Below are 26,403 nucleotides of genomic sequence, written 5' to 3'. Positions count from 1 at the left end.
GTAACCGGAGTGATTTATTTAGATAATGCCGCTACAACTGCTTTGTCGCCTGCTGCAATCCAAGCAATGACCAAAGCTATGACCGTCTTTGGAAATCCATCCAGTACGCATAGTCATGGCCGAGAAGCTAGTAAACTCCTCAGACAGGCGCGTGAGGATATTGCTCAAGCTCTGCATACTCAAAGCAATAAGATTCTTTTTACTTCAGGTGGCACTGAAAGCAACAATACTGCTATCAAAGGCTATGCCCTTCGTCACCAGAACCGAGGAAAACATATTGTTACCACTGCTATTGAACACCATGCTGTCTTAGAAGTGGTGGAGTACTTAGTAGACAAATTCGGCTTTGAAGCTACTTTTGTTCAGCCGGTGGATGGTCAGATTCGAGCGGCGGATATTAAAAAGGCACTTAGACCTGACACTATTCTTGTATCTGTCATGGCAGTTAATAACGAAACTGGTGCTATCCTTCCCATTAAGGAAATTAGTGAATTACTGCAAGAACATCCTGCTGTTTTTCACGTTGATGCTGTCCAAGCAATTGGTAAACTTCCCATCTACCCTGAAGAGCTAGGGATTGACTTTCTATCTGCTTCAGCGCATAAATTTCATGGTCCCAAAGGCGTTGGCTTCCTTTATGCCAAGAAGATGGATTTTGACAATTTCATGCACGGTGGCGACCAGGAAGAAAAACACCGGGCCGGAACTGAAAATCTAATCTCTATCACAGGTATGGCGGCGGCTCTGTCAGATAGCACGGAATATCTTGAGGAAAAACTAGCGCATGCGCAAGACTTAAAAAACAGCTTACTTGCTGACTTATCAGACATTGACTTTTACTTAAATGAAAGTCAGCCAAGCTTGCCATACGTCATCAATTTGGGATTTCCCAATCAAAAGAATGACCTACTTCTGCTTCGAATGGATTTAAATGGCTTTTCCATTTCAACAGGCTCAGCCTGTACAGCCGGAGCTATACAACCCAGTCATGTCTTGCAGGCTATGTATGGCAAGGATTCCAACCGCTTGTATGAGTCCATTCGGATCAGCACTTCGGACCAAACGACTCTGCAAGAGATTCAATCATTTACAAAGAAATTAAAAGAAATTTTAGGAGGATAAGATGGCCTTTCAAACATCTGTTAGCTTAGCAAACTGTGAATATACCTATTCACTTCACCCAAATGTCAAGAAATTTACCTTGCGCGACAATACTTTCGCGGAAAGCAAGGTCGGAAACTATGAACTCTCTCGTCTGCTGGAAACTGTTCCCAACAGCGGAAATGGTTTTCTGCTGAAAATCATCGTCAATAAAGATTTGAATGGTTTCAAAATCAACATCACTGATAAATCAGGCCTGCGCTTGGTCAATATTTTCAAATCAGAAGACCATCACATTATCCAGCAAAAATTTTATTTCTTGATGGATAGCCTGGTTGAAAGAAATATTTTTGAAAAGACACCACAATAAGCAAGATTCTCGCAATTTTGCTTTTTTGATTTAGACTCTTAAAAAAACGAGCTTGACTTCTACTTAGAACACTTGAAGAATATCAAAATGAACATTTAAACAAATGAAAGGATTAACGATGGTTGAACTGACCTATTTGGACTCATATAAGGTGCAACGAACACTCACCTACGACGACTTTGACGAATTTCTTCTAGCCTTCTCTGGCTGCGTCACGGTTCCTGACTCGCTCAAAGTACTTTCTATCACTTATAACGGACACCAGCTGCCTTTTACAGGGCTAATTGGAGACTTGTACCGCCAGATGTACCAGTTAGACCTAAGTCCTTACCAGGACTAATCCTTCGCAGTTACAACATAACATAAACTTTCACTCTTTTCTTTTTTAATGATCAAACACTCTTAATTAGTTGATTTTTTCACAAACTTTCTATAAAATAGAATTAGAAAGGTTGTGATTTTGTGAAAACTGAAAAAAATACTACAATTCCCCGAGCTACTGCTAAAAGGCTATCGCTCTACTATCGTATTTTTAAACGTTTTAATGCTGAGAAGATTGAAAAAGCCAACTCCAAACAAATTGCAGAAGCCATTGGTATTGACTCTGCTACTGTCAGACGAGATTTTTCTTATTTCGGTGAACTCGGCCGCAGAGGATTTGGTTACGATGTCAAGAAATTAATGAACTTTTTTGCTGACCTCTTAAACGACAATGCTATTACCAATGTCATGATTGTTGGCGTTGGTAATATGGGACGTGCTCTGCTGCACTATCGTTTTCATGAGCGCAATAAAATGAAGGTTGTAATGGCTTTTGACACAGATGACCATCCAGAAGTTGGCAGCACAACCAGCGATGGGATTCCTATCTATGGAATTTCCCAAATCAAAGAAAAAATACAGTCAGGAAATGTGCAAACTGCTATCCTAACTGTACCTAGCGTAAAAGCTCAAGAAGTCGCATCTATCTTAGTTCAGGCTGGTGTAAAGGGCATTCTCTGCTTCTCACCAGTAAACCTATCCCTGCCTAAGGATGTGGTCGTCCAGTATGTTGACCTGACTAGCGAACTGCAGACTCTGCTCTACTTCATGAGAAAAAATGATTATTAATTTGAAAGAGGTATTAAACACTCGATGAGTAAACCTATTATTGGAATAACCGGAAATGAAAGAGAAATTCCAGACGATCACTTCATCCATATGAGCTATACGGCGACAGGATTCGTTGAGGGAGTTAAAGAAGTTGGCGGAATTCCAATGATTTTGCCAATTGGTGATGAAGAAATGGCTAAACAGTATGTTTCCATTGTCGATAAATTAATCATCACAGGCGGTCAGAATGTATGCCCTCAATTCTATGGAGAAGAAAAAACCATTGACAGCGATGATTATCTACTCAAACGGGACATTTTTGAATTAGCTTTAATCAGGGAAGCTCGCCGCCAAAATAAACCAATCTTCACTGTCTGTCGCGGAACCCAACTTTATAATGTAGCCCTAGGCGGTACTCTTCATCAAGATATTGAAGATCATTGGCAAGATAGCTCTGCTGAGTACACAACTCAAAGCATGGTGACCAAGAACGGCTCTATTCTGCACGAAATCTATGGCCCTGCATCTGAAATCAACTCCTTCCACCACCAAAGTATCAAGGATTTAGCGACTGGCCTAGAAGTCATCGCCTATGATCCTCGCGATAAGATTATTGAAGCCATCACTTCTACTGACGGTAGTCCTTTCCTTGGCGTCCAATGGCACCCAGAGTTCCTATTCGGCTCCAGAGAAGGAGACCTAGCTCTGTTTGATTATGTTGTCAATATTCTTTAGAAGCCTCTATTCCTAGATAAACTTCTGTTCTACACGAATAGAAGTTTTTTTATATTCAAGTAAACCAAATTATATCATATCTGTCTCCTCTCGATAGCTATAGTAGTTGGACTTGGACACAATCAAATGATCCAAAAGGACCAAGCCCATCATCTCACATGCTTCTTTCATATGCTGGGTCACTTCATCGTCGTTTCTGCTAGGAACGACTGAGCCTGATGGATGATTGTGTACCAATATGATAGATGTCGCTAGATGCTTGAGAGCGTAGTGGAGAATCTCTCTCGGCTCTGCAATGCTTCTGCTGACTGTCCCCATAAAAATAGTCTGCTGGTGCAAAATTTGATTTTGACTATTAAGATAAATAGCAACCAAGCACTCCTGCCTCATATCTCCCAATTCCTGCTGCATCTTCTGGGCTAATTTTTGACTGCCCATAATCTGCTCTTTCTGCAGAACCTCTGCTCGGTTAATCCTACGCCCCAATTCGATAATGGCCTGCAGCTCCACAGCCTTAATCGGACCGATTCCAGAAATAGTCTGCAATTCCTGCAAAGTTAAATACTTGAGATCGTTCAAACTAGAAATTGATGATAAAATTCTTTGAGAAACTTGAAAAACAGTTTCTTTTTTGTTGCCTGTCCTGAGAAAGATTGATAGGAGCTCCTGGTTACTGAGTTTTTCAGCCCCTTCTCTCATCAAACGCTCCCGTGGCATCATGCTAATATCATCTTGAAATGAAATGCTATACATAGAAACCTCCTTACCTTATTATTCGGAAAAAGAGTCAAAATCAGCAAGAATTGATATAAAAAAACTCCAAAAGTTAGAGTTCTTTCTAACCTTTGGAGTGAAATTTTTTTAGTCTCTTGCCTTTAAATCTGCATTTGATTATAGGACTTACTGAAAGATTCAAGAACATCCTTAGGAGCCTTGTCATACTCGACAGAGCCTTCTAACGTTCCCTTGACAATCGTTCGATTGGTTGCTGCAGCATCCTCACAAGTAACCAAAGTAATCTCTGTAACGCCTTCGGTATCCTCAATCAAATCCGTTCGATCTGGAGTTACCGTTTCAACACTAGTGATTACATAAGTATAGATATGCTCTTTATCAGTGATATAGATCTTCATGCCAGCCTTAGCACGATCCAGTGGGGAAAAGAGCATGTTGCTAGCCCCTGTGATGCCAAAGACATGGTGGCTAGCCAAGGCATAATTCCCCTGCCCCATCTGCTGGGTCTCTTTCATCGTACCAGCACCATAATACAATCCAGCATTATCCAGCCCTTTGAAGATCGGCAAATTCATGGATACTTCTGGAATAGAGATGCCTCCGATAACAGGCAGTTGCTGGGCTTTCCACTGAGCATTGATAACTGCTTCTGTAGAAAGCGACTCTACCTTATTAAAGTCAAAGCTAGTCTCAGCATTTTTATTTTTATTAATAGAGTCTTTGGAAACCTTGCTGACCTGATATTGGTTGGTATGCCAAACCATAATCATGTTTCGGATTTGCGCATTAAAGATCAAGCCAAGGGCCACAAAAATTAATAATGTCGCAACAATATTGATGAAAATATTTCTTTTACTTCTTTGTTTTCTTTTTCGACTTCTTTTTCCTTGTACCATATAGAGGTCCTCTTTTACGATTCGTTTTCTTCCTCTGCTACATCTTCTTTATCGTCTGCTTCGACGCTTGTAAAGGTGACAATCTGTGCATTTTGGTCCAGACGCATGACCTTAACTCCCATGGTTGAGCGGCCTGTCTGAGAAATATTCGCCACACTTGTCCGAATGATGACACCTGTATTAGTGATAATCATCAAATCTTCCTCGCCAGTAACTGTCATCAGACCAGCAAGAGGTCCATTCTTATCAGTGATATTGGCTGTTTTAATCCCTTTACCACCACGGCCCTTGGTTGGATACTCGCTGGCAAGAGTACGCTTACCATAGCCTTTTTCAGTGATGACAAGCACTTCGTCTCCCTCAGCAATCACACCAGCTCCAACGACCTGGTCACCCTCTCGAAGATTGACTCCGCGAACACCAGTTGCTATACGGCTCATGCTCCGGACAGCTGTCTCATTGAAGCGAACAGAATAACCAAACTTAGTACCAATAATAACATCTGCAGCACCGTCCGTCAGAAAGACATTGATTAACTCGTCTTCATCCTTCAAATTCAAAGCCTTGAGACCATTCTGACGAATATTAGCAAATTCTGTTACACTGGTCCGTTTGACCACCCCATGACGAGTAGTAAAGAAGAGGTAGGAATCATCACTGCGGTCTTGCCGGACGTTAATAATGGTCTGAATAGTCTCCCCTTCATCAAGCTTCAAGAGATTGACCACTGGCAAGCCCTTGGCTGTCCGGCCATACTCAGGAATTTCATATCCTTTGAGACGATAAACACGGCCTTTATTTGTAAAGAAGAGCAGTCTATCGTGAGTACTCGTTGAAACCAGCTCTTTGACGAAGTCATCATCTTTGACACCAGTTCCTTGAACACCTCGACCACCACGTTTCTGAGCGGTAAATTCAGCCTGATTCAGACGTTTGATATAGCCTTTATTAGACAGGGTAATCAAAACATCTGCTTCCTCAATCAAATCTTCATCTTCAAGAGAAAGAACTTCTCCCACCATCAGCTCAGTTCGGCGATCATCCGCAAATTTACGTTTGACCTCGTCTAACTCTTCCTTGATAATAGCGATAACGCGCTCTGGCTTAGCCAAGATATCAGCCAAGTCCGCAATCAAAGCAATCAGCTCGTCGTACTCTGACTGAATCTTATCTCGTTCCAAACCAGTCAGACGACGCAGACGCATATCAAGGATAGCCTGACTCTGGCGCTCAGACAGTTCAAACTTAGCCATCAATTCAGCTTGTGCTTCTGCGTCCGTCTCGCTATTACGGATAATGCGAATCACTTCATCAATGTGATCCAGCGCAATCAGCAAACCAGCCAAGATGTGAGCTCGAGCTTCCGCTTTTTCTTTATCAAAAGCCGTCCGTCGAGTCACCACTTCTTTTTGGTGTTCAATGTAGGCTAACAAAATCTCACGCAGAGATAGAATCTTCGGTACACCATTTTGAATAGCCAGCATATTGAAGCTGAAATTGGTCTGCATCTGAGTCAGCTTGAAAAGATTGTTTAGAATGACATGAGCAGAGGCATCACGACGTACCTCAATGACAAAACGGACTCCTTCACGATTGGACTCATCACGAACAGCTGTGATACCGTCAATACGTTTTTCCTGCACCAGACGAACAATATGCTCATGGACCTTAGTCTTATTAACCATGTAAGGGAACTCGGTTACGACAATTCGCTCTCGGCCATTTTTCATCTCTTCGATTTCAGTGCGAGAACGAAGAACAATTGAACCCTTCCCTGTTTCATAAGCCCGGTGAATACCAGACTTACCCATAACCAGTGCACCTGTAGGAAAATCTGGTCCAGGCAGGACTTCCATGATATCGCGAGTTGTTGCCTCTGGATTGTCCATGACAAGCTTAACTGCATCAATAGACTCACCAAGATTATGAGGTGGAATATTTGTCGCCATCCCAACCGCAATCCCTGTCGCACCGTTTACAAGCAAGTTAGGGAAGCGAGCAGGAAGAACTACAGGCTCTCTCTCGCTAGCATCATAGTTGTCAATATAATCAACAGTGTTTTTATTAATATCACGAAGCATCTCCAGAGCAATCTTGCTCATACGTGCTTCTGTATAACGTTGAGCAGCAGCCCCATCTCCGTCCATAGAACCGAAGTTCCCATGGCCATCTACGAGCATATAGCGATAGCTCCACCATTGAGCCATCCGCACCATCGCTTCATAAATAGAAGAGTCACCATGCGGGTGATACTTACCCATGACATCCCCTGTGATACGAGCTGATTTCTTGTGAGGCTTCTCAGGTGTCACGCCCAGCTCATTCATACCATAGAGAATCCGACGGTGAACTGGCTTTAGACCATCACGAACATCTGGAAGTGCCCGAGCCACGATAACGCTCATCGCGTAATCAATGAAACTAGTCTTCATTTCACTAGTCAGATTAACATTTACTAAGTTTCTGTCTTGCATTAAAAAATGCCTTTCTTTCATATTAAACTACCCTTTATTATACCACATTTTCTTTAATTTTTCAGTATTTTGAACCGTTTGTAAAAACGTTTACATCGCTAGATATACAAGTTGACCGTGACAAAATATGTCAAAAGTGGTAGAATGAATGTGTACGGGAAATATTCCCTAAAAAAATAAGGAGATGTTTAGAAATGACTGCTACTAAACAACATAAAAAAGTCATCCTTGTTGGTGACGGTGCTGTAGGTTCATCTTACGCATTTGCTCTTGTAAACCAAGGTATTGCTCAAGAACTTGGTATCATTGAAATTCCTCAATTATTTGAAAAGGCTGTCGGTGATGCTGAAGACCTTAGCCACGCCCTTGCCTTCACTTCACCTAAAAAAATCTATGCAGCTACTTATGCAGACTGTGCGGATGCTGACCTCGTTGTTATCACTGCAGGTGCACCTCAAAAACCAGGTGAAACTCGTCTTGACCTTGTTGGTAAAAACTTGGCTATCAACAAATCTATAGTTACTCAAGTCGTAGAATCAGGCTTCAACGGTATCTTCCTCGTTGCTGCTAACCCAGTTGACGTTTTGACTTACTCAACTTGGAAATTCTCTGGTTTCCCTAAAGAGCGCGTTATTGGTTCAGGTACTTCACTTGACTCAGCTCGCTTCCGTCAAGCTCTTGCTGAAAAGATTGGTATCGATGCTCGTTCTGTCCATGCCTACATCATGGGTGAGCACGGTGACTCTGAATTTGCGGTTTGGTCACATGCTAACGTTGCAGGTGTGAAATTGGAGCAATGGTTGCAAGCTAACCGTGACTTGAACGAACAAGACTTGGTTGATCTTTTCATCTCCGTTCGTGACGCAGCATACTCAATCATTAACAAAAAAGGCGCAACTTACTACGGAATCGCGGTTGCTTTGGCTCGTATCACAAAAGCTATCCTTGACGATGAAAATGCTGTATTGCCATTATCAGTCTTCCAAGAAGGACAATACGGTGTTGAAAATGTCTTCATTGGTCAACCAGCTATCGTTGGTGCTCACGGTATCGTGCGTCCAGTAAACATCCCATTGAACGATGCTGAAACTCAAAAAATGCAAGCTTCTGCTAAAGAATTGCAAGCAATTATTGATGAAGCATGGAAGAATCCAGAATTCCAAGAAGCATCTAAAAACTAATTTTAAAAACATCTCCTGATAAAAGGGGATGTTTTTTTATTGCTTTAAATGTTTAAATGGATTTGTTAGTAAAAATTTCAAGCAAATAAGGCACAACGAGATCACTCTCTATGTCTTCTAAAGAAGAAATCCAAACAAAGTCTGTATGCTCTTCCGAATCCAATATAATATCGCGCTGCTCCATAATCCTACCCGCATAAACTAAGCGTGTAAAAACAGTATCTTTGCTAGCATCAAACTGACTATCCTCGTGAATAATCTTATCAATCTGAAGTTTTTGATTAACCTCCTCCATAGCCTCACGTAGAGCTGCCTCTATAGGCAGTTCATTTTCTTCTACACTCCCACCAGGAATATCCCAATAGGATGGATAGACATTAGGAAGGCCACGCTTTATCTTAGATCGTTTGATAAGCAAATACTTCCCGTCTTCCTCGATTAAGGTATGTGCGATTAATTTTACTGTCATTGCATTTTCCTCCAAGAAAGAGCAAAAAAAGACTCCGAAGAGTCCGCTTTTAAGTCATCCACCCTGAGAGAATCGAACTCCCATCTCAAGAACCGGAATCTTGCGTGATATCCATTACACTAAGGGTGGCAACTAATTCATTATAACTGATTTTCTCTGAAAATACAAGTGAAAATCAGAAAAAGAAGTTGAGATTTCTCAACTTCTTTTATCTAATTACAATTCAATATCGCCAAACAAATCAGCCATTGAGAATCCAGTTTGAGTTTCTGGAAGTTCAAAGTCACGTTTTTCTTGACGTTTTGGACGACGAGGACGTGATTGACGTTTCTCATCTTTTTGTCCTTCTTCTTGAGCTGGACGTTCTTCAAGAGCCTTGATAGAAAGTGATACACGCTCATCAGCAGCATTCACTTCAAGAACCTTAACAGTCACTTCTTGACCAACTTTAAGGGCATCCTTAGGGCTTTCAACACGTTTGTGTGAAATTTGTGAAATGTGAACCAGTCCATCAATTCCTGGCAATACTTCAACGAAAGCACCGAAATCAGTCAAACGTTTTACAGTTCCTTCGATCACATCGCCTGCAGCAAGTTTTTGCTCAACGCCATCCCATGGTCCAGGTGTTGTTGCTTTAAGAGAGAGAGACACACGTCCTTCTTCTTCGTTCAAGTCAAGAACTTTCACTTCGATTTCATCACCAACTGATACAACAGACTTAGGTGATACATTGCGCTCATGTGACAATTCAGTCAAGTGAACCAATCCGTCAACTCCGCCAAGGTCAATGAAAGCACCGAAGCTAGTGATACGAGCAACTTTACCAGTTACAATATCACCAACATTCAACTTACCAAAGACTTCAGCACGTGCTGCTGCAGCTTCAGCTTCTACAACTTCACGACGTGAAAGAATGAAGCGGTTTTCTTTTGGATCTACTTCTTTGATCTTAGCATCAAACTCTTGACCTACAAAACGCTCAGTGTTGCGAACGAAACGAGTATCAAGCATTGAAGCAGGGATAAATCCACGAAGTCCTTCAAACTCAACTGAAAGTCCACCTTTAACAGCACGAGTGCCCTTAACAGTGACAACTTCTTCTTCACGACCAACCAATTTGTCCCAAGCTTTGCGAGCTTCCAAACGTTTTTTAGATACCAGGTAAGTTACTGTGTCTGTATCTTTACCTACTACTTGACGAAGAACAAGCAATTCAAGTGTTTCACCTGGTTTTACAAGGTCGTTGATATCAGCGTCGCGGTCGTTTGTCAACTCACGAAGAGTCAAAACACCTTCAACACCAGTTCCAGCGATTGCAACATTAGCTTGGTTAGCGTCAACAGTCAATACTTCAGCAGTAACGACGTCACCTGGCTCAACTTGGCTAACACTGTTTAGCAAATCTTCAAATTCATTCATCTAAAAAAATCCTCCAACAATCAAGCTTTCGCTTGACATACTACTTATTTATTTTCCTAAGCACCCGCAAATGACATTGATCTATCGTTAACGATTTCCATCCTATAAAGAAATAAAACACCAGAAGACATCTTATTATTTTATCAGATCTATTACCTAAGAACTGGGGTAGCTGGATTCGAACCAACGCATGAGGGAGTCAAAGTCCCTTGCCTTACCGCTTGGCTATACCCCATTAATATAAAGAATGGAGAGAGAGGGATTCGAACCCCCGAACCCGAAGGAGCGGATTTACAGTCCGCCGCGTTTAGCCTCTTCGCTATCTCTCCGACAATCAACGCTATCTATTATAACATTGATACAATGAAAATGCAAGCCCTTATTTGCTTAAATTATAGGTTTCAATTAAAGTTTCAACAGCTCTTTCAAGTTTTTTATAAAAACTTTCAGCATTTCCATTTTTGATGATTGCAAACTGTCCATCTAGTTCAGCAATCTCGCCAATAACCTTCTTGCCAATAGCAAGGCTATAACCGTCAAATTGGTCTGCTCCGACTTTCACTTTGCTGTCTGTGATTTGAATTTCAATCTTTTTATCTTTTTTACTCATAACTTACCTCTTTCAAATTTCTATTGTACACGAAAAAGGCTGACTTCGCAAGCTATCTTAGGGTAGAATTACAGAAAAACTGCCCAATCAAGGACAGTTTTTAGATTATACTTTCACAATCCAACCTTCTGGCGCTTCAACATCACCAAACTGGATACCAGTTAATTCATCATACAACTTGCGAGTGACTGGACCGACTTCTGTCTCGCTATAAAAGACATGAAAATCATCGCCGTGCTGGATACCTCCAATAGGAGAGATAACTGCAGCTGTTCCACAAGCTCCAGCTTCAGTAAATTTACCCAAGTCTGCCAGTGGAACATCACCCTCAATCGGTTTAAGCCCTAGTCTATGCTCCGCCAGATAAAGCAAAGAGTACTTGGTGATGGATGGCAAGATTGAGGGACTGAGCGGCGTTACAAACTCATTATTCTTGGTAATACCAAAGAAATTAGCAGAGCCCACTTCTTCAATCTTGGTATGGGTTGCTGGATCCAGATAAATCACATCTGAGAAATGCTTATCCTTAGCAATCTTTCCTGGTAATAAGCTAGCAGCGTAATTACCACCCACTTTTGCCGCACCAGTTCCGTGCGGTGCCGCGCGATCATAGTCATCTGAGACAATGAAGTTAGTCGGAGTCAGACCGCCTTTGAAGTAATTGCCGACCGGCATTACAAAGATAGTGAAAATATATTCTTCGGCCGGCTTCACTCCGATAATGTCACCGACTCCAATCAAGAGAGGCCGAATATAAAGGGTTCCCCCTGTTCCATAAGGTGGCACATATTCTTCATTAGCTCGGACAACCTGCTTGACTGCTTCCACAAACATTTCTGTAGGAACTTGCGGCATGAGCAAGCGATCAGCTGTCCGTTGCAGACGCTCCGCATTTTTATCCGGACGGAAGAGTTGAATGCTGCCGTCCTTAGTTCGATAAGCCTTCAGACCCTCAAAAGCCTGCTGACCGTAGTGAAGGCAAGGAGACGACTCAGAGATATGGAGCGTAGCGTCCTCCGTTAACGTTCCGTCTTCCCACTGGCCATTGCGATAGTATGCTATGTAGCGATAAGGCAGTTTCATATATGAGAATCCTAGATTTTCCCAGTCAAGATTTACAGTCATGGTCTTTCTCCTCTTCTTCCAAACTTCATTTTTAGATACTCCTTATTTTACACCTTTTTAAGATATTTTCAAGTATTATTTTCAATTTTCAGAAAATTTTGTTATTCAATCTTTTGTGCCACTATCAAACTTTTAGAAATTGAAAAAACCAGCTCCTGCGAACTGGTTTGATGATTATTTGATGTAAGCTGAGAAGACTTCTTCGTCTGAAATGGTATCTGAAATGAAGCTGCCATTGCTAGTTCGCTCAGACAGGCTAAGATCAGCTAGATTGATCTCATAGGCAGTTCCTTTATTAGAAAGCACCTGCAAAATCTGCTCTTCGCTAGCTTCAGCTTCTGTTGTAAAGAGGTCAAAGTCCACTGCTTCGCCATAGACTGGTCCAGCTGCAAAGACACGATGTGGCTTGGTCTTAAGCTCTCTCAAAACTTGAAGACCGCGATTTGCCCGACTGGTAACAGGAATATCTGTGACTGCCATACGCTTGAGGGAACCACGCTGAGTCAGGAGGTAAAGTGAGTCTGTATTGGCGATAAAGGCTGCCGCTAGGACATCGTCCTTCTTGAGGTTGATGGCTTTAACTCCAGCCGCCTTAGCTCCGATGACAGGAACTTCCTCAATATTGAAGCGCAGTGCATAGCCATTCTTGGTCACGAGCATAACATCATCCAGCTTAATCGGTGCCAGAGCAATGACCTGATCTTCTTCGTTTTTCAACTTGGCAAACTTGAGTGACTTAGACTTGTAGGTCCGCCAAGGACTGAACTCCTTACGCTCTACACGCTTGATTTGTCCCAGTTTGGTCGCTGCAAAGTAGGTTCCCTCCTCAAAGCTGTCCAGCAATTCTGTATAGATAACCTCTTCCTTGGTATCAAAATTACTGATGGTCTGACTTAGGTGTTCTCCGATTTCTTTCCAGCGGATGTCTGACAGCTCATGAACAGGCCGGTAAATAACATTTCCAAGACTCGTAAAGAACAGCAAATGCTGGGTCGTCTTGGCCGGGCTAACAAAAATCAGTCTGTCATCGTCACGCTTGCCCATCTCCTCTAGGGTTGAAGCAGAGAAAGAACGCGGACTGGTCCGTTTGATATAACCAGAACGTGTCACGCTGACATAGGTCTCTTCCTCAACAATCAGACTAGCTGTATCAATCTCGATGGCGTTTGCCGTATCCTGCAGCTCGCTGAGACGCGGATTGCCAAACTTCTTCTTCACGTCACGGAGCTCTCGCTTCATGAGATTATACATGGTGCGTTCATCGCCGATAATGGCTGCCAACATTGCAATCTTCTCACGCAGCTCTGCTTCTTCCTCTTCCAGAACCACTACGTCTGTATTGGTCAAACGGTAGAGTTGGAGAGTGACGATAGCCTCAGCCTGCTCCTCTGTGAAATCATAGCTGACTTTCAGATTTTCCTTGGCGTCTGCTTTGTTTTCTGAAGCACGAATCAGGGCAATCACCTCGTCCAAGATGGAAATAACCCGAATCAGTCCTTCCACGATATGAAGTCGTTTTTCAGCTTTGGCCTTGTCAAAACGGCTGCGAGCCAGAATAATCTCCTTGCGGTGAGCAATATAACTAGTCAAGATTGGTACAATCCCCACTAAACGCGGCGTGAAATTGTCAATAGCCACCATGTTGAAGTTATAATTGACTTGCAAATCAGTGTACTTGAAAAGATAGTTGAGAATCAACTCGGTATTGGCGTCTTTCTTGAGCTCGATGGCAATGCGAAGACCGTCCCGGTCGGATTCGTCCCGCACCTCAGCAATACCAGCCACCTTATTGTTGACCCGCACATCGTCAATCTTCTTGACCAAGACCGCTTTATTAATCTCGTAAGGAATCTCGGTGATGACGATTTGCTCTTTTCCGCCCTTCAGCTTTTCAATCTCAGTTCTGGAGCGCACCACGACGCGACCTTTGCCAGTCTCGTAGGCTTTCTTGATCTCATCTCGGCCTTGGACAATAGCTCCTGTCGGAAAATCTGGGCCAGGCAGAAACTCCATGAGTTTGTCCACTTTGGCAGACGGATGGTCAATCATATAGATAACCGCGTCAATGACTTCGGCTAGATTATGAGGTGGAATATCAGTCGCATAACCAGCGGAAATCCCAGTTGCTCCATTGACCAAAAGATTAGGAAAGGCTGCCGGCAGAACGGTCGGCTCCTTCTCGGTATCGTCGAAGTTCCAAGCAAAAGGAACGGTATCTTTCTCGATATCCTGCAAAAGATAGCCAGCCATCTCAGACAGCCGCGCCTCAGTATAACGCATAGCCGCCGGTGGATCACCGTCCATGGAACCGTTGTTTCCGTGCATCTCAACGAGAATCTCACGGTTTTTCCAATCCTGAGACATACGGACCATTGCATCGTAGATGGAGCTGTCACCGTGGGGGTGGAAATTCCCCATGATGTTCCCGACTGACTTGGCAGACTTGCGGTAGCCCTTGTCAAAGGTATTGCCGTCCTTATTCATGGAATAAAGAATACGGCGCTGAACAGGCTTCAAGCCATCGCGAATGTCCGGCAAGGCCCGATCTTGAATGATGTATTTGGAGTAGCGACCAAAACGCTCTCCCATGATGTCCTCAAGGGACATGTTTTGAATATTGGACATAATAATTCTCTTTTTATTTTTCTTTTTAATAATAACTAGAAGCTAAGCCTCTCTTTAGCATACTCAATCATCTTCTCTGCAGTTGCTTTGTCGTAGGGGAAGCCGGTTTTGATAGAGAAGGCTTGTGCTTCTTTGTGGAAAAAGTCCATGGTAGCTAAGAGAGACTTGGTGATTTTTTTCGGGTCAGAAAAATCAAGCAAGGCTGTAAATTCTTTCTCTTTCTCGGTAGGCAAATACTGAAAGAGGTACTTGTAGTTCTTGCCAACATCGACCGTTCCCTTACCTGCTGCCACTTGCCAAGCTAAAAGCTTGAGCAATTCTTGCTGGCAGATTCCATACAGATGATCCGTCGCATAGACAAGGTGATTTCGATGAATGCCCTTGACCACATAAGCTGAGACCCACCAGAATTCATTGCAGGATTTGTCAAAGTCAATCGCACTAGCTGGTGTCGTCCAATAGCGCTTGGGTGTCAGTGCATAGGGAGCAAACAGCCCCTGCGGGTCATCCAGCACCGTGAAATCCGCTTCGCTATCCACCCACTCTTTGATGTGCTCCTTAGAACAAAGGGTCAAATCTATCCGATTGCCATCTTCAAAAAGCATGAGATAGAGGCGGCGATGGTCTAGTAGGACATGCTGCTCGATCATGCGCTTACCAAACATTTCCAACCAAGCAAGGTCAGCTGTCAGACCATCCAAATCCTCCACAATGTAGACCACATCATAGTCTTGGAACTCGTCCTTGGGAGCATTTGGGTTTGTCCGCGAGCCGGACATAGCAACAGCCTCGACCTGTAGCGCTTTTGCGGTTTGCAAAATCACATCAAACATCTCGGTTTCAGTTCTCATGGGAATACCTACCTTTTTAGTTGAAACTCTTGATTCTGTAGAGGACGTGTCTATAAAGCGGACTGTCAGCTGGAACTTTTTCATTATCAAATTCTTTGACAAATTCCATGCCTAGCTTTTGCATGACTTTCTGAGAAGGCTGATTAAGCAAGGATGTAAAAGAGTAAACTTCTGACAAGCCAGCTTGCTGAAAAGCAAAGTCTAGACAGGCTTGGGCAGCCTCCGTCGCATAACCACGATTCCAAGACTCTTTTCGCAGACGCCAGCCGATTTCTACAGCTTCTTTTCCAGCAAAAATCCGTAAATCCGAATGGTGCAGACCTACCAAGCCGATAAACTCCTGACTGGACTTTTCTTCAACAGCCCAAAGACTGTAGCCACAAGCCTTAACTTCATCTTGAATGCCCTGATAAAGACGCAAGGACTCCGCTTGACTATATGGCTTTGGGAAATACTGCATGACATCCGAATCCTGATTCAGAGCAATCAAAGCCGGCAAATCTGATTCCTGCAAGTCCCGTAAGATGAGACGGTCAGTTTCAAGCATTGTCATCTAATCACTCCTCTGCAAACTTTCTTATCTCACAACTCCTCAGCTTTATATAGACTATAGCCTTCATAGTAGTAACTATGGTCAACGCCCTTCATGTAGAGGTTGCGGTTATGAATGTCCTTTGTGAGGGCTTGCTTGAGGACATGCTTGATTTCTGTGTCTCGAATGGGGCTGCGCTCCATAGCTAGGAGGTAATCTTCCTTGTCCACTTGAGACCAGTCCACGACTTGTCCTAGCTCAGCCTTGAGTAGGTGGTCCAGCCAAAGCCTCATGCTTCTGCCATTCCCCTCACGGAAAGGGTGGGCAATATTTAACTCGACATACTTTTCGACAATCTGATTAAAGGTCTGCTGAGGCATGCGGTCGATATTTTCCAAGGAAGCTGCCAGATACATGACAGGCGCAAAGCGAAAATTCCCTTTAGAGAGATTGACTGTCCGAATCTGGCCAGCGAAGTCATAGATTTCTTCAAACAAGAACCTATGAATAAAGGCCAGAGTGGCATAGGTGCCAGCTGCTTTATCGTCCAGAAGCTGCTCTTCAAAAAGCTCTTTAGCTCGGGTCTTACTGATTTTTTCTTCCATCTTGGCTAGTTCAAGCGAATCCGTCAGGCCCAGTTTATTGTCAAGCGTCATTGGCTGTCTCCTTTCGTCAGAAGTTGCTACTTCGCCTCCGCCACTTCTTCTTTCACCTTCTTAGCTGGTTTGCGTTTTTTATAGCGGCTGCGGATGGTATTGAGGTGGTCGCGGAGATTGACCACGTGAGTTCTTTCAGGATAAGCATAAGCAATGATTGCAGTGAAATCCACCAGAAAATCATAGATTTCTTGCAGCTTGAGGCGTACGTTCTTATTCTGGCTCGGTGTCTTGCCCTTGAGCTCAGTCAGTCGCTCCTTGTAGACCTTTTCAAAGGCCTTCTGAGCAGCTGCCAGACTGTCGACATGGGCTTCCAGATGAAGCTTAGCCAGTGCTGTCTGGTAGGCCGGCTTTTTCAGCTCCTGGAGCAGGTGGTTGATGCCCTCGGTCTCCTTCTCCAAGCTAGTTGCAGCTAGACCGGTGTAGTTTTTCAGAAGCTGAGACAGGGTCTCATAAGCTTCCTTGGTCGCTGCATCCTTGACCCGTGCAAAGGCCCGAACCAAAGACTGCAGCGTACCCAAAGCATCATCACGCTCGCGGTCAGCCTGATCCAAACTAGCCACCAGCTTGCTGGACTTGGTCTGATGAAGCCCGCCCTGCAGCTGTTCCAGAAGTTTGTCCATCTCATCCAGCTTGGTCGTGTAAATGCCATCCACCTTATTTTCCTTGATAAAAGCCGCAACCTCGCTCCGACTCTCGGACATGAGCTGGAAAAATTCGTTGTTTTCTAAATTGCGTACAGTTAAACTAGTGATTCCATATTCTTTTTTCATAAAACTCCTCTTTCTTCATGTGTTTTTTAATCTTTTACTACAAAACCGCTCGGAACACATGTAAACGTTCGGCTTTTGCTCTAAAAATGCAAATCACACATGTGTGATTTGTTTTTTGCTCTGAAACAAGCAATTCTTCATGTGTAATTTACTGTTTCAGAGGTGACGAGGATGATTCTTCGTGTGGGGTGAAGTCATTTCTTTTTCAATTCATTTAACTTAGATAAATTTTTTCCCATTTCCATACTGAGAATCACAAACAAGGTTGAAGAATAAATATTATCATACCATTGTTCCAATTCCTCATCATTCATATTTAGATGATATTGCTTATCGTTGTTATGCCTTAATCCTCCTTTGTTATACATCTCAGAGAGCCTATCAAAAGCAATAATTTTTGATTTATCCTTATTTAGCCGCAATACTTCTTTTAATTCAGTATAAATGACTTTTGATTCATCAGATAGTTTTTTAGGTCGTTCAAACTCCTTGAGATACGGCTCCAAATAGCCTGCTAAAGAAAGAAGTATCTCTTTCTTACGCTGTATATTTCCCTTATTTAAAAAATGATTATATTCTAAAACCTTTATCGCATCTTCAATACTAGTTTCAGATATAATCTGAGAAACTTCCGAGGCATAAACATTCTTTTCAACGATAATTTTGTCACCATTTTCTAAAGTAATCAGTTCATGATTTGATTCATCTAAAATTATGTTTATATTTTTTCTAATTTCACTTATTAAATCAATAAATTCTTCATAATTCCGGACTCTTATATCTAAATTCAAGCCCTCAAACACATCCAGCAAACATTCAAAAAATGTATATAGAGTATCAAAATCATTACAGTGATTAATTTCTAATTCGTCCAGTAACTGAGTAAACGAAGTTGTAGTTCTTCTTTTTTCATACCCAAAAAAATCATTGCGAATCATATTCATTAATGTCCATTCATCTGTGAAGAAATCCTCATGAGTCGAACCATCAACGTCAACAAAATCATCAACCACTGGTGTTCCATTGGGGGAAAGTTTCATTTTCGGGAAGCACATTACAACCTTATGTTCTAATAGTTGAACTATTTTTTTATATTCATTATGTGGATCCATTTCATTTTCTTTTAGTAATTCAAAATAATTCTTCCTTGTCATTTCTTATCCTTTATTCCTTAAAACACAGTCGCTTCTTCCAGCGTAAACTTGACGTTATCCTCAATCCACTTGCGGCGTGGTTCGACCTTGTCGCCCATGAGGACATTGACGCGGCGTTCGGCGCGGGCTAGGTCTTCGATGGTGACACGGATGAGGGTGCGGGTGTCGGGATTCATGGTGGTCTCCCAGAGCTGGTCGGCGTTCATTTCACCCAGCCCCTTGTAGCGCTGAAGCATAGCCCCCTTACCAAACTTGCGACGCAGGTCGTCCAGCTCGCCATCGGTCCAGGCATACTCGACGACTTCGCTCTTGCCCTTGCCCTTGGACATCTTGTAGAGAGGCGGCAGGGCGATATAGACGCGGCCAGCCTCGACTAGCGGGCGCATATAGCGATAGAAAAAGGTCAGCAGCAAGGTCTGGATATGGGCACCGTCGGTGTCCGCATCGGTCATAATGATGATCTTGTCATAGTTGGCATCCTCAAGGGTAAAGTCTGACCCAACACCCGCTCCAATCGTGTAGATCATGGTGTTGATTTCTTCGTTCTTGAGAATGTCAGCCATCTTAGCTTTGGCGGTATTGATAACCTTACCGCGCAGGGGCAGGATGGCTTGGAACTTACGGTCACGGCCTTGCTTGGCAGAGCCACCGGCAGAGTCTCCCTCGACCAGATAGAGTTCGTTCTTGGCTGGATTCTTGGACTGAGCCGGAGTCAGCTTACCAGACAGCAAGCCCTTGTCTTTCTTATTCTTCTTGCCATTTCGGCTTTCGTCACGCGCCTTGCGGGCCGCTTCCCTAGCATCTCTGGCCTTGATAGCCTTGCGGATGAGGTTAGATGCCAGCTCACCATTTTCCAAGAGGAAGAAAGTCAGCTTGTCAGAGACGATGGAGTCTACGGCCGGACGAGCCAAAGGGCTGCCCAGCTTGTCCTTGGTCTGACCTTCAAACTGCAGGTGCGCCTCAGGGACCAGGATGGACAGAACAGCAGCCAAACCTTCGCGGTAGTCCGATCCTTCCAGATTCTTGTCCTTTTCCTTGAGCAGGCCGGTCTTTCTGGCATAGTCGTTCATGGCCTTGGTAATAGCGGTCTTGAGTCCCGTCTCGTGAGTCCCGCCGTCCTTGGTGCGGACGTTATTGACAAAGGACAGGATATTATCAGCGTAGCCGTCGTTGTACTGGAGGGCCACCTGAACTTGGAAGCCGCTCTCCTCACCCTCGAAATAGAGGACAGGAGTCAGGGTTTCCTTGTCTTCGTTGAGATAGCTGACAAAGTCTTCAACCCCATTCTCATAGTGGAACTCTACTTCTTCGCCAGTCCGCGCATCGGTCAGTGACAGACGGACATTCTTGAGTAAGAAAGCTGATTCCTTAAGCCGCTCAGCAATAGTATTGTACTTGAAGTCCGTCGTTGAAAAAATCGTATCATCCGGCATGAAGGTCACTTTGGTCCCAGACTTAGACTTAGGTGCAGTGCCGATTTTCTTGAGCGTAGTGACTGGTTTCCCACCATTTTCAAAGCGCTGCTTGTAAACAGTACCATCCCGCGTGATTTCCACTTCCAGCCAGCTAGACAGGGCATTGACAACAGAGGACCCTACACCGTGGAGACCGCCCGAGGTCTTATAGCCGCCTTGGCCGAACTTACCGCCAGCGTGGAGAACGGTGAAGATGACCTCAACCGTAGGAATACCCATAGCGTGCTTGCCGACTGGCATCCCGCGTCCGTGGTCTGCGACAGTCAGACTTCCGTCTTTGTTTATCGTCACATCGATTCGGTCACCGAAGCCTGACAGGGCCTCATCGACAGCATTGTCCACAATCTCCCAGACCAGATGGTGGAGTCCCGCTCCGTCGGTCGATCCGATATACATTCCTGGACGTTTGCGGACCGCGTCCAACCCTTCTAATACCTGAATAGCATCGTCATTATAATTGTTAATATTAATTTCCTTTTTTGCCACAAGAACCTCCTAATGATTCATCTTTTCTATCTTACAAGTTTTTGGCAAATATTGCAAAGATTTTTTTGAAAAAACTGCTGATGAGAGCGGATTTTACACGAAGAACAATCCAATATCCGAGTAGACATTTCCTGCTATAAATTCTATCCTTTTCTATTGTAAGAAAGCGAAATAATGGTATAATAAAATCATGATGAACACGATAATTGGATTAATTCTAGCATACTTACTGGGCTCTATTCCGACCGGGCTTTGGATTGGGCAAATTTTCTTTAAAAAGAACCTGCGGGAATACGGCAGTGGCAATACCGGAACGACCAATACTTTCCGCATTTTGGGAAAGACCGCGGGGACGGCTACTTTTGCGATCGACTTTCTCAAAGGAACTGCAGCGACCCTGCTGCCTTTCTTTTTGCATATTGAGGGAGTTTCGCCTCTTATCTTTGGCCTCTTGGCTGTGATTGGCCATACCTTTCCTATCTTTGCTGGCTTTAAGGGTGGAAAGGCAGTGGCAACCAGTGCAGGGGTTGTTCTGGGCTTCTCACCAGCCTTCTTTGTCTATCTGATTGTCATCTTTGCCAGCATCCTGTATCTGGGAAGTATGATTTCTCTGGCAAGTGTGCTCTCGGCAGTCATCGCTATCCTTTCGGCGCTGCTCTTTCCTCTAGTTGGCTTTATACTGCCTAGCTATGATCTCTTTTTCACTCTGATTATCATTGCGCTGGCTTTGATTATTATCCTCCGACACAAGGACAATATCCAACGTATCAAACAGAAAAAAGAAAACTTAATCCCTTGGGGCTTGAATATCACCCATCAAAATCCTGAGGCTAAGAAATAAAACGGAAGTGAACAACTTCCGTTTTATTATGTCTTCTAACTAGTCTTCTTTGTGACTTTTCTTGATTCCTGCCAATCCAAAGAATCCTAAAACCATACCAACTAGGCTCAAGGCAACTGCTGATTCGCTGCCTGTCTGTGGCAGTTCTTTAGCTGCAGGGTCCTTAGTGAAGGTCTTGGCAACATGGACAGGTACTTGCTTGGTTTGTTTTGGAGTATTAACCAGTGGAGCCGCCTGTTTTGCAGGATCAGCTGCTTTGGCACCAGCTGGGTAGGAAGCCGCATTAGCTGGATCTGTTCCTTGCTTGATTTCTTCAATATCTGTATAGCCATCGCCGTCTGTATCCTTAGCGGATGAAATAGAGATGGCGCGTGAGTTTGGATTGATAACCGCATAGGCTGTCAAATCTGCTTTTGCCAGATAGTCAGCAAAGGCCACATCCATAGATGGTCCTTCTTCGCGAGGGCCACCCAGCATGGTATAGCCGTCACCACCAGCAGCCAAGAAGTCATTGGTTGTCAGATAGTAGGTCTTATTTGGATCAAGAGGCTCATAAACACCCGTTTCTTTGTTCTTAATCTCAATGTGGAGGACACGCTGATTAGCCGGCAGAGTGGTGTCGTAGTAGACTTTAGCCCCAGAGATTTGCAGATAACCACCGCTCGGTTCTAGCAAGGGTTGTCCGTTCTCATCCAGCACAGGCTTGCCATCTTTTTCCTGAAGAATAGAGCCCAGAGATTTGGCAAACATATCTGCGATGTTTTGACCAGTCACCTTGATTTGTGAAATGGTGTTTCCAAAAGGCAATACGGCGATAACATCTCCCTTGGTGATTGGCTTGTCTTTGGCAATAGTTTCGCGCAGGCCGCCTCCGTTAGTAACAGCCAAATCAGTTTTATTGGCAAAGCCAGTTTGACCATAATCGTAGAGAGCATCGGCTACGACATTGCCCAGATTGGTTTCGCGAACGCGGACATTTTCACGGTCGCCATTAAGCTCTACAGGGCTGTTTGCCACGATAACCTTAGCATTATCTGCGTCGTATCTGGCTTTAATCTTGCTGACCATGTCTGCTACAACTGGGTCTGGAGCAACTTTTTTAGCTGTTTCAGCAGGGATCTGCTGAGGATTTCCTAGAAGTTGATTGGCCTTAAAAGTTACTTTTCCGATATTGTGAAGATAACTACCGGTCTGGTTGTAAGTAACATTATCACCATAAGTCGTAGACTCTACTGTGTGGGAGTGGCCGTCAATAACGGTTACGCGCTTGCCTTTGAGCTTAGGATTTTTAGAAAGAGCTTCAGCCAAGGTTGATCCGCGCCACTCAGTCGGTGTGGTCGTGTCAACACCCAAGTGAGCTAGAACAACGTAGTTTTTGTAGTTCTTTCCTTCTGCCGCTGCGCGTGCTTCAATTTCGTCAATGACCCGGTTAACCTCTGTAATTGGATCAGTGAAAGTCACACCTTGGATGTTTTTAGGGTGAGTTTTTGTAGCAGTTTCAGGTGTTGTCACACCGATCACCACAAACTCATCCCCCTCAACCGCTGGATCCTTGTCCACAATGGTAGATGCTTGGAAAACTCGAGCATTGTTGGCATAGGTATTAGAGCTGAGAAGTGGGAATTTAAGAATTTCCTTGTATTTCTTTGCCTCATCCAGACCAAAGTCAAACTCATGGTTACCAACTGCCATAGCATCGTAGCCAATTTCATTGAGGATTTTAGCACGTTCTTCCCCTTTTGAGCTATTGGAAATTGGCAGCCCCTGGAAGGCATCACCCGCATCCACAACTAGCACTTTAGGATTTTTAGCGCGCTCTTCTTTGATGACAGTAGCCAGCTTAGCATCGCCGATAACGCCTTTTTCCTCTACAATGCGGCCGTGCACATCGTTGGTATGGAGAATCGTAGCCTCTGGCAGATTTTCAGACTGGGCTGTTGCTGCAGCGGCTTCTGTCACAGCTGGAGCAGCCGGAGCAGCTGCATTCTGACTATCTGCTGCTGGCTTTTCTTCTGCTGAAGCTGCTGGAGCAGTTGGTTGCGCTGCAGAAGCTGTCTCAGCAGCTGGCTGATTGGTCAACTCAGCCTTTGCTGGCTCTGGACTAGCCTGAGCCTCTTCTGCAGAGACTTGATGGGCCAAAAAAGCAGGTGCCAAAAGCACTGTCGATAGAACAGGTAAGATGAAAAATTTCTTCTTCATATAACGAACACTCCTCTTTAGTATTTTGTTATATTATACATCTTTTTTGCTTAAAAAGGAACTAAATCAATACTATTTCAACAAACATTCGGTTTTTCAGAAAATTACTAGAAAATTTTCTGTGTTAAAAAAGGCTCTGAAATTCATCAGAGTCTGAACTATATTATCGCTCAAAGACAACTTCCCCATCACAGATGGTAAACTTCACTTGGCCTTTAAGCTTTTCACCAACGAAAGGTGAATTTGCTGCTTTGGAGGCAAAATGGTCAGTCACAAGTCTATCTGCTTCTGGGTCAAATATTGTCAAATCAGCAGGACCATCCTGAGCGATGAAGCCAGCATCAAAACCATACAACTGAGCTGGATTGACTGTCATTTTTTCCAAAAGTTCCATCAAGCTCAGATGACCAGCTTCCACTAGGTAGGTCAATCCTAGAGAAAGCGAAGTCTCAAGACCAGTCATACCAGAAGGCGCTTTAGTGATGTCTTCAACATTTTTCTCGTCAGCATGATGTGGAGCATGATCCGTCGCAATGACAGAAATGACACCTGATTTGAGCCCCTCAATAACTGCCAGACGGTCCGATTCTAAGCGCAGAGGCGGATTCATCTTAGCATTGCTGCCCTTGGTCAATAGCAGAGCTTCTGTCTTAGAGAAATGCTGAGGTGCTGCTTCAGCGGTGACTTGAGCCCCTAGCTTCTGAGCGAATTCCACTACCTTTACACTCTCAGCCTTGGACAAATGCTGGATATGCACATGGGCCTTTGCATCATAAGCGATCATAACATCGCGTGCAATCATGCTGTATTCTGCCACACCTGTCGCGCCACAGATATGAAAATGCTCTTTTGCGATATGTTCATTAAAACCAAGTATGCCGTTGAGATTGGGATCTTCCTCGTGCAAGCTGATAAAGGTGTCATTTTTACGTGCTTCTACGAGGGCTTGGCGGACAATGCCAGCGTTGGTCAGCGGAATACCGTCATCAGAAAAACCAACCGCTCCTGCTGTCAAGAGACCTTGAAAATCTGTCAGATGCTGACCATCAAAATTCTCTGTAATCGTCGCGACCGACTTGATATGGATATTTTCACGACTAGCCGAGTCCAGCACTTCCTTCAGCGTTTCAACTGTAGAAATGGTCGGATTGGTATTGGCCATCATAACAACTGTCGTAAAGCCACCTGCTGCTGCTGCCAAGGCCCCTGTATGAATATCTTCCTTATGAGTCTGGCCCGGCTCCCGGAAATGCACATGTATATCCACCAAACCTGGAGCCACAACCAAACCACTGGCATCGATAACTTTTGCATCTTCAGCCTGCAAATCTTGACCGATTTTAACAATCTTCTTCCCCTCAACCAAGAGGTCAGCAATTTGGTCAAAACCAGTCTTAGGATCCATAACTCGTCCGTTTTTGATTAATAGCATCGTCTTATCTCCTTATTCGTAAAAGTCCACCTGCGTATCCAAGAGCTTATCCCCGTCATAAACAAACTTTGCAGAAAAGAACGGCTTGTCTTCTAAAAGCCATTCAACAAAGGTATGATCGCCTTCCCAAGTTGGTTTAGACAAAACCTGATCATAGGGCACCCATTCCAAAGTACCTTCGTTGCAGTCAATCAGTTCCCCCTCAAACTCCGTCACCTTGAAGACGTAGGTGTACCAGTCCAAGTTGGGAGTAAACTCCGGAAAAGTGATAACGCCTTTAAGAACAGGCTTGGCCTTTAGACCTGTTTCCTCTAGAATCTCACGTGCAGCGCATTCCTGCGGGGTTTCTCCTCGCTCTAGCTTGCCACCGACACCAATCCACTTCCCAGCATGGACATCATTGGGCTTTTTGTTGCGGTGCAGCATAAGAAACTCCCGGCCATTATCGATATAACAAATCGTTGCTAACTGAACCATACTACCTCCTATGCTAACCAATCGATAGGTTCCAAGCCCTTTACTACTAAGAAATCATTAGTCCGTGAAAAGGGTTTGCTACCAAAGAAACCACGATAAGCGGACAGCGGACTTGGGTGAGCTGACTCGATTATCAAATGTTGAGGATTGCTTATCAAGGCTTTTTTCTTGCGGGCGTAAGAACCCCAGAGAATAAAGACAACTGGATCAGTCTTCTCATTAACTACCTTGATAATAGCATCTGTAAAAGGCTCCCAGATTAAGCCGGCATGCGCATTGGCCTGACCAGCAGGCACTGTCAGGCCAGCATTGAGCAAGAGAACACCTTGCTGAGCCCAGGAAGTCAAATCATGCGACTCTTTCACTCCGATATCATCTGCCAGTTCTTTGAGAATATTCTGCAAAGAAGGCGGAGCTGGAATATCATCAGGTACCGAAAAACTCAAGCCCTGTGCCTGTCTCGGTCCGTGGTAGGGATCCTGCCCCAAAATAACCACCTTAACATCTGCTAAATCTGTCGTCTGAATCGCATTAAAAACCTTTTCCCGAGGTGGGTAAATGGTCCCTGAAGCATACACTTCATCTAAAAAATGATTGATTTTTGCAAAATAACCTTCCGGCAGCTGCTCCTTAATCAAAGCGTGCCAAGCTGAATGCTGCATATATATCTCCTCTCATTTCCTACGATAAAATTC

24 protein-coding genes, 3 tRNA genes and 1 pseudogene are annotated in these 26,403 nt (G+C 44.0%); 7 read left to right on the top strand and 21 right to left on the bottom strand.

Annotated features, from left to right (window positions below):
• Positions 1-9 precede the first annotated feature (9 nt).
• The 5 genes from K1I80_RS02900 to K1I80_RS02880 all read left to right on the top strand — a co-directional run bounded on the left by K1I80_RS02900 (position 10) and on the right by K1I80_RS02880 (position 3,298).
• Positions 10-1,122 carry a cysteine desulfurase family protein gene (locus tag K1I80_RS02900; RefSeq protein ID WP_317627760.1) on the top strand — a complete coding sequence of 371 codons (1,113 nt, stop codon included), beginning with the start codon at positions 10-12 and terminating at the stop codon, positions 1,120-1,122.
• 1 nt (position 1,123) lies between these two features.
• The gene (locus tag K1I80_RS02895) at positions 1,124-1,471 is read left to right on the top strand and encodes a DUF1831 domain-containing protein (protein ID WP_111675786.1); all 348 of its coding nucleotides are present in this window, start codon (positions 1,124-1,126) and stop codon (positions 1,469-1,471) included.
• A 118-nt stretch (positions 1,472-1,589) separates the two neighbouring features.
• Positions 1,590-1,811 carry a DUF4649 family protein gene (locus K1I80_RS02890; protein ID WP_032909716.1) on the top strand — a complete coding sequence of 74 codons (222 nt, stop codon included), beginning with the start codon at positions 1,590-1,592 and terminating at the stop codon, positions 1,809-1,811.
• 122 nt (positions 1,812-1,933) lie between these two features.
• Positions 1,934-2,581, top strand: a complete 648-nt coding sequence (locus tag K1I80_RS02885) for a redox-sensing transcriptional repressor Rex (RefSeq protein ID WP_002900304.1) — start codon at positions 1,934-1,936, stop codon at positions 2,579-2,581.
• 24 nt (positions 2,582-2,605) lie between these two features.
• On the top strand, positions 2,606-3,298 hold the full coding sequence (locus tag K1I80_RS02880) for a gamma-glutamyl-gamma-aminobutyrate hydrolase family protein (RefSeq protein ID WP_223312951.1): 693 nt from the start codon (positions 2,606-2,608) through the stop codon (positions 3,296-3,298).
• A 69-nt stretch (positions 3,299-3,367) separates the two neighbouring features.
• Here K1I80_RS02880 and radC read toward each other — a convergent pair whose 3' ends face one another.
• The 3 genes from radC to gyrA form a co-directional block, all read right to left on the bottom strand.
• Positions 3,368-4,051, bottom strand: a complete 684-nt coding sequence (radC, locus tag K1I80_RS02875) for a RadC family protein (RefSeq protein WP_002900302.1) — start codon at positions 4,049-4,051, stop codon at positions 3,368-3,370.
• 122 nt (positions 4,052-4,173) lie between these two features.
• Positions 4,174-4,929, bottom strand: a complete 756-nt coding sequence (locus tag K1I80_RS02870; RefSeq protein ID WP_223312952.1) for a class A sortase — start codon at positions 4,927-4,929, stop codon at positions 4,174-4,176.
• A 14-nt stretch (positions 4,930-4,943) separates the two neighbouring features.
• A complete protein-coding gene (gyrA, locus tag K1I80_RS02865) occupies positions 4,944-7,403 on the bottom strand; it encodes a DNA gyrase subunit A (RefSeq protein ID WP_223312953.1) in 2,460 nt (819 codons plus the stop codon).
• 194 nt (positions 7,404-7,597) lie between these two features.
• Between gyrA and K1I80_RS02860 the strand changes: the two genes are divergently transcribed.
• Positions 7,598-8,584: an L-lactate dehydrogenase gene (locus tag K1I80_RS02860; RefSeq protein WP_002895436.1), complete on the top strand. Its 987-nt coding sequence runs from the start codon at positions 7,598-7,600 to the stop codon at positions 8,582-8,584.
• A gap of 52 nt (positions 8,585-8,636) precedes the next feature.
• On the opposite strand, the gene K1I80_RS02855 is transcribed toward K1I80_RS02860, so the two are convergent.
• From K1I80_RS02855 to parE, 14 genes and pseudogenes are all read right to left on the bottom strand, one after another.
• Positions 8,637-9,053: an NUDIX hydrolase gene (locus K1I80_RS02855; RefSeq protein ID WP_223312954.1), complete on the bottom strand. Its 417-nt coding sequence runs from the start codon at positions 9,051-9,053 to the stop codon at positions 8,637-8,639.
• A gap of 57 nt (positions 9,054-9,110) precedes the next feature.
• Positions 9,111-9,182, bottom strand: a tRNA-Arg gene (locus K1I80_RS02850).
• Positions 9,183-9,269: 87 nt separating this feature from the next.
• Positions 9,270-10,472, bottom strand: coding sequence for a 30S ribosomal protein S1 (gene rpsA, locus K1I80_RS02845; RefSeq protein WP_002897515.1), 1,203 nt, complete (start codon positions 10,470-10,472; stop codon positions 9,270-9,272).
• Positions 10,473-10,635: 163 nt separating this feature from the next.
• Positions 10,636-10,707 (bottom strand) — tRNA-Gln (locus tag K1I80_RS02840).
• Between the two features lie 13 nt (positions 10,708-10,720).
• Positions 10,721-10,801: transfer RNA gene (locus tag K1I80_RS02835), tRNA-Tyr, on the bottom strand.
• A 50-nt stretch (positions 10,802-10,851) separates the two neighbouring features.
• A complete protein-coding gene (locus tag K1I80_RS02830) occupies positions 10,852-11,082 on the bottom strand; it encodes a DUF2969 domain-containing protein (RefSeq protein WP_002895433.1) in 231 nt (76 codons plus the stop codon).
• A 105-nt stretch (positions 11,083-11,187) separates the two neighbouring features.
• A pseudogene (locus tag K1I80_RS02825) lies at positions 11,188-12,213 on the bottom strand (branched-chain amino acid aminotransferase); the annotation flags it as partial.
• Between the two features lie 168 nt (positions 12,214-12,381).
• Positions 12,382-14,832, bottom strand: a complete 2,451-nt coding sequence (gene parC, locus K1I80_RS02820; RefSeq protein ID WP_223312956.1) for a DNA topoisomerase IV subunit A — start codon at positions 14,830-14,832, stop codon at positions 12,382-12,384.
• Positions 14,833-14,867: 35 nt separating this feature from the next.
• Complete coding sequence (locus K1I80_RS02815) at positions 14,868-15,683, bottom strand: aminoglycoside 6-adenylyltransferase (RefSeq protein WP_223312957.1); 816 nt, start codon at positions 15,681-15,683, stop codon at positions 14,868-14,870.
• A 16-nt stretch (positions 15,684-15,699) separates the two neighbouring features.
• Complete coding sequence (locus tag K1I80_RS02810; protein ID WP_223312958.1) at positions 15,700-16,236, bottom strand: GNAT family N-acetyltransferase; 537 nt, start codon at positions 16,234-16,236, stop codon at positions 15,700-15,702.
• 29 nt (positions 16,237-16,265) lie between these two features.
• A complete protein-coding gene (fic, locus tag K1I80_RS02805; RefSeq protein WP_223312959.1) occupies positions 16,266-16,871 on the bottom strand; it encodes a protein adenylyltransferase Fic in 606 nt (201 codons plus the stop codon).
• A gap of 26 nt (positions 16,872-16,897) precedes the next feature.
• Entirely contained in the window at positions 16,898-17,644 is a 747-nt protein-coding gene (locus tag K1I80_RS02800) for a DUF6261 family protein (protein WP_223312960.1), read from the bottom strand.
• A 194-nt stretch (positions 17,645-17,838) separates the two neighbouring features.
• A complete protein-coding gene (locus tag K1I80_RS02795; protein ID WP_223312961.1) occupies positions 17,839-18,798 on the bottom strand; it encodes an acyl-CoA synthetase family protein in 960 nt (319 codons plus the stop codon).
• Positions 18,799-18,815: 17 nt separating this feature from the next.
• Positions 18,816-20,759 carry a DNA topoisomerase IV subunit B gene (gene parE, locus K1I80_RS02790; RefSeq protein ID WP_002900288.1) on the bottom strand — a complete coding sequence of 648 codons (1,944 nt, stop codon included), beginning with the start codon at positions 20,757-20,759 and terminating at the stop codon, positions 18,816-18,818.
• 190 nt (positions 20,760-20,949) lie between these two features.
• Between parE and plsY the strand changes: the two genes are divergently transcribed.
• Positions 20,950-21,600, top strand: a complete 651-nt coding sequence (gene plsY, locus K1I80_RS02785) for a glycerol-3-phosphate 1-O-acyltransferase PlsY (RefSeq protein WP_002906497.1) — start codon at positions 20,950-20,952, stop codon at positions 21,598-21,600.
• A gap of 39 nt (positions 21,601-21,639) precedes the next feature.
• Here plsY and nt5e read toward each other — a convergent pair whose 3' ends face one another.
• The 4 genes from nt5e to K1I80_RS02765 all read right to left on the bottom strand — a co-directional run bounded on the left by nt5e (position 21,640) and on the right by K1I80_RS02765 (position 26,370).
• Entirely contained in the window at positions 21,640-23,799 is a 2,160-nt protein-coding gene (gene nt5e, locus K1I80_RS02780; RefSeq protein ID WP_223312962.1) for a cell surface ecto-5'-nucleotidase Nt5e, read from the bottom strand.
• A 163-nt stretch (positions 23,800-23,962) separates the two neighbouring features.
• On the bottom strand, positions 23,963-25,231 hold the full coding sequence (locus tag K1I80_RS02775; protein ID WP_223312963.1) for a dihydroorotase: 1,269 nt from the start codon (positions 25,229-25,231) through the stop codon (positions 23,963-23,965).
• A gap of 12 nt (positions 25,232-25,243) precedes the next feature.
• Positions 25,244-25,708, bottom strand: a complete 465-nt coding sequence (locus K1I80_RS02770; RefSeq protein ID WP_002895418.1) for an NUDIX hydrolase — start codon at positions 25,706-25,708, stop codon at positions 25,244-25,246.
• Between the two features lie 8 nt (positions 25,709-25,716).
• A complete protein-coding gene (locus K1I80_RS02765) occupies positions 25,717-26,370 on the bottom strand; it encodes a uracil-DNA glycosylase (RefSeq protein WP_223312964.1) in 654 nt (217 codons plus the stop codon).
• Between the last annotated feature and the right edge of the window lie 33 nt (positions 26,371-26,403).

Source organism: Streptococcus sanguinis, from assembly GCF_019929225.1.
Lineage (GTDB): Bacteria > Bacillota > Bacilli > Lactobacillales > Streptococcaceae > Streptococcus > Streptococcus sanguinis_J.
Note: the sequence above shows the minus strand (reverse complement) of the source record. Positions and strands in the feature narration are given on the sequence as shown.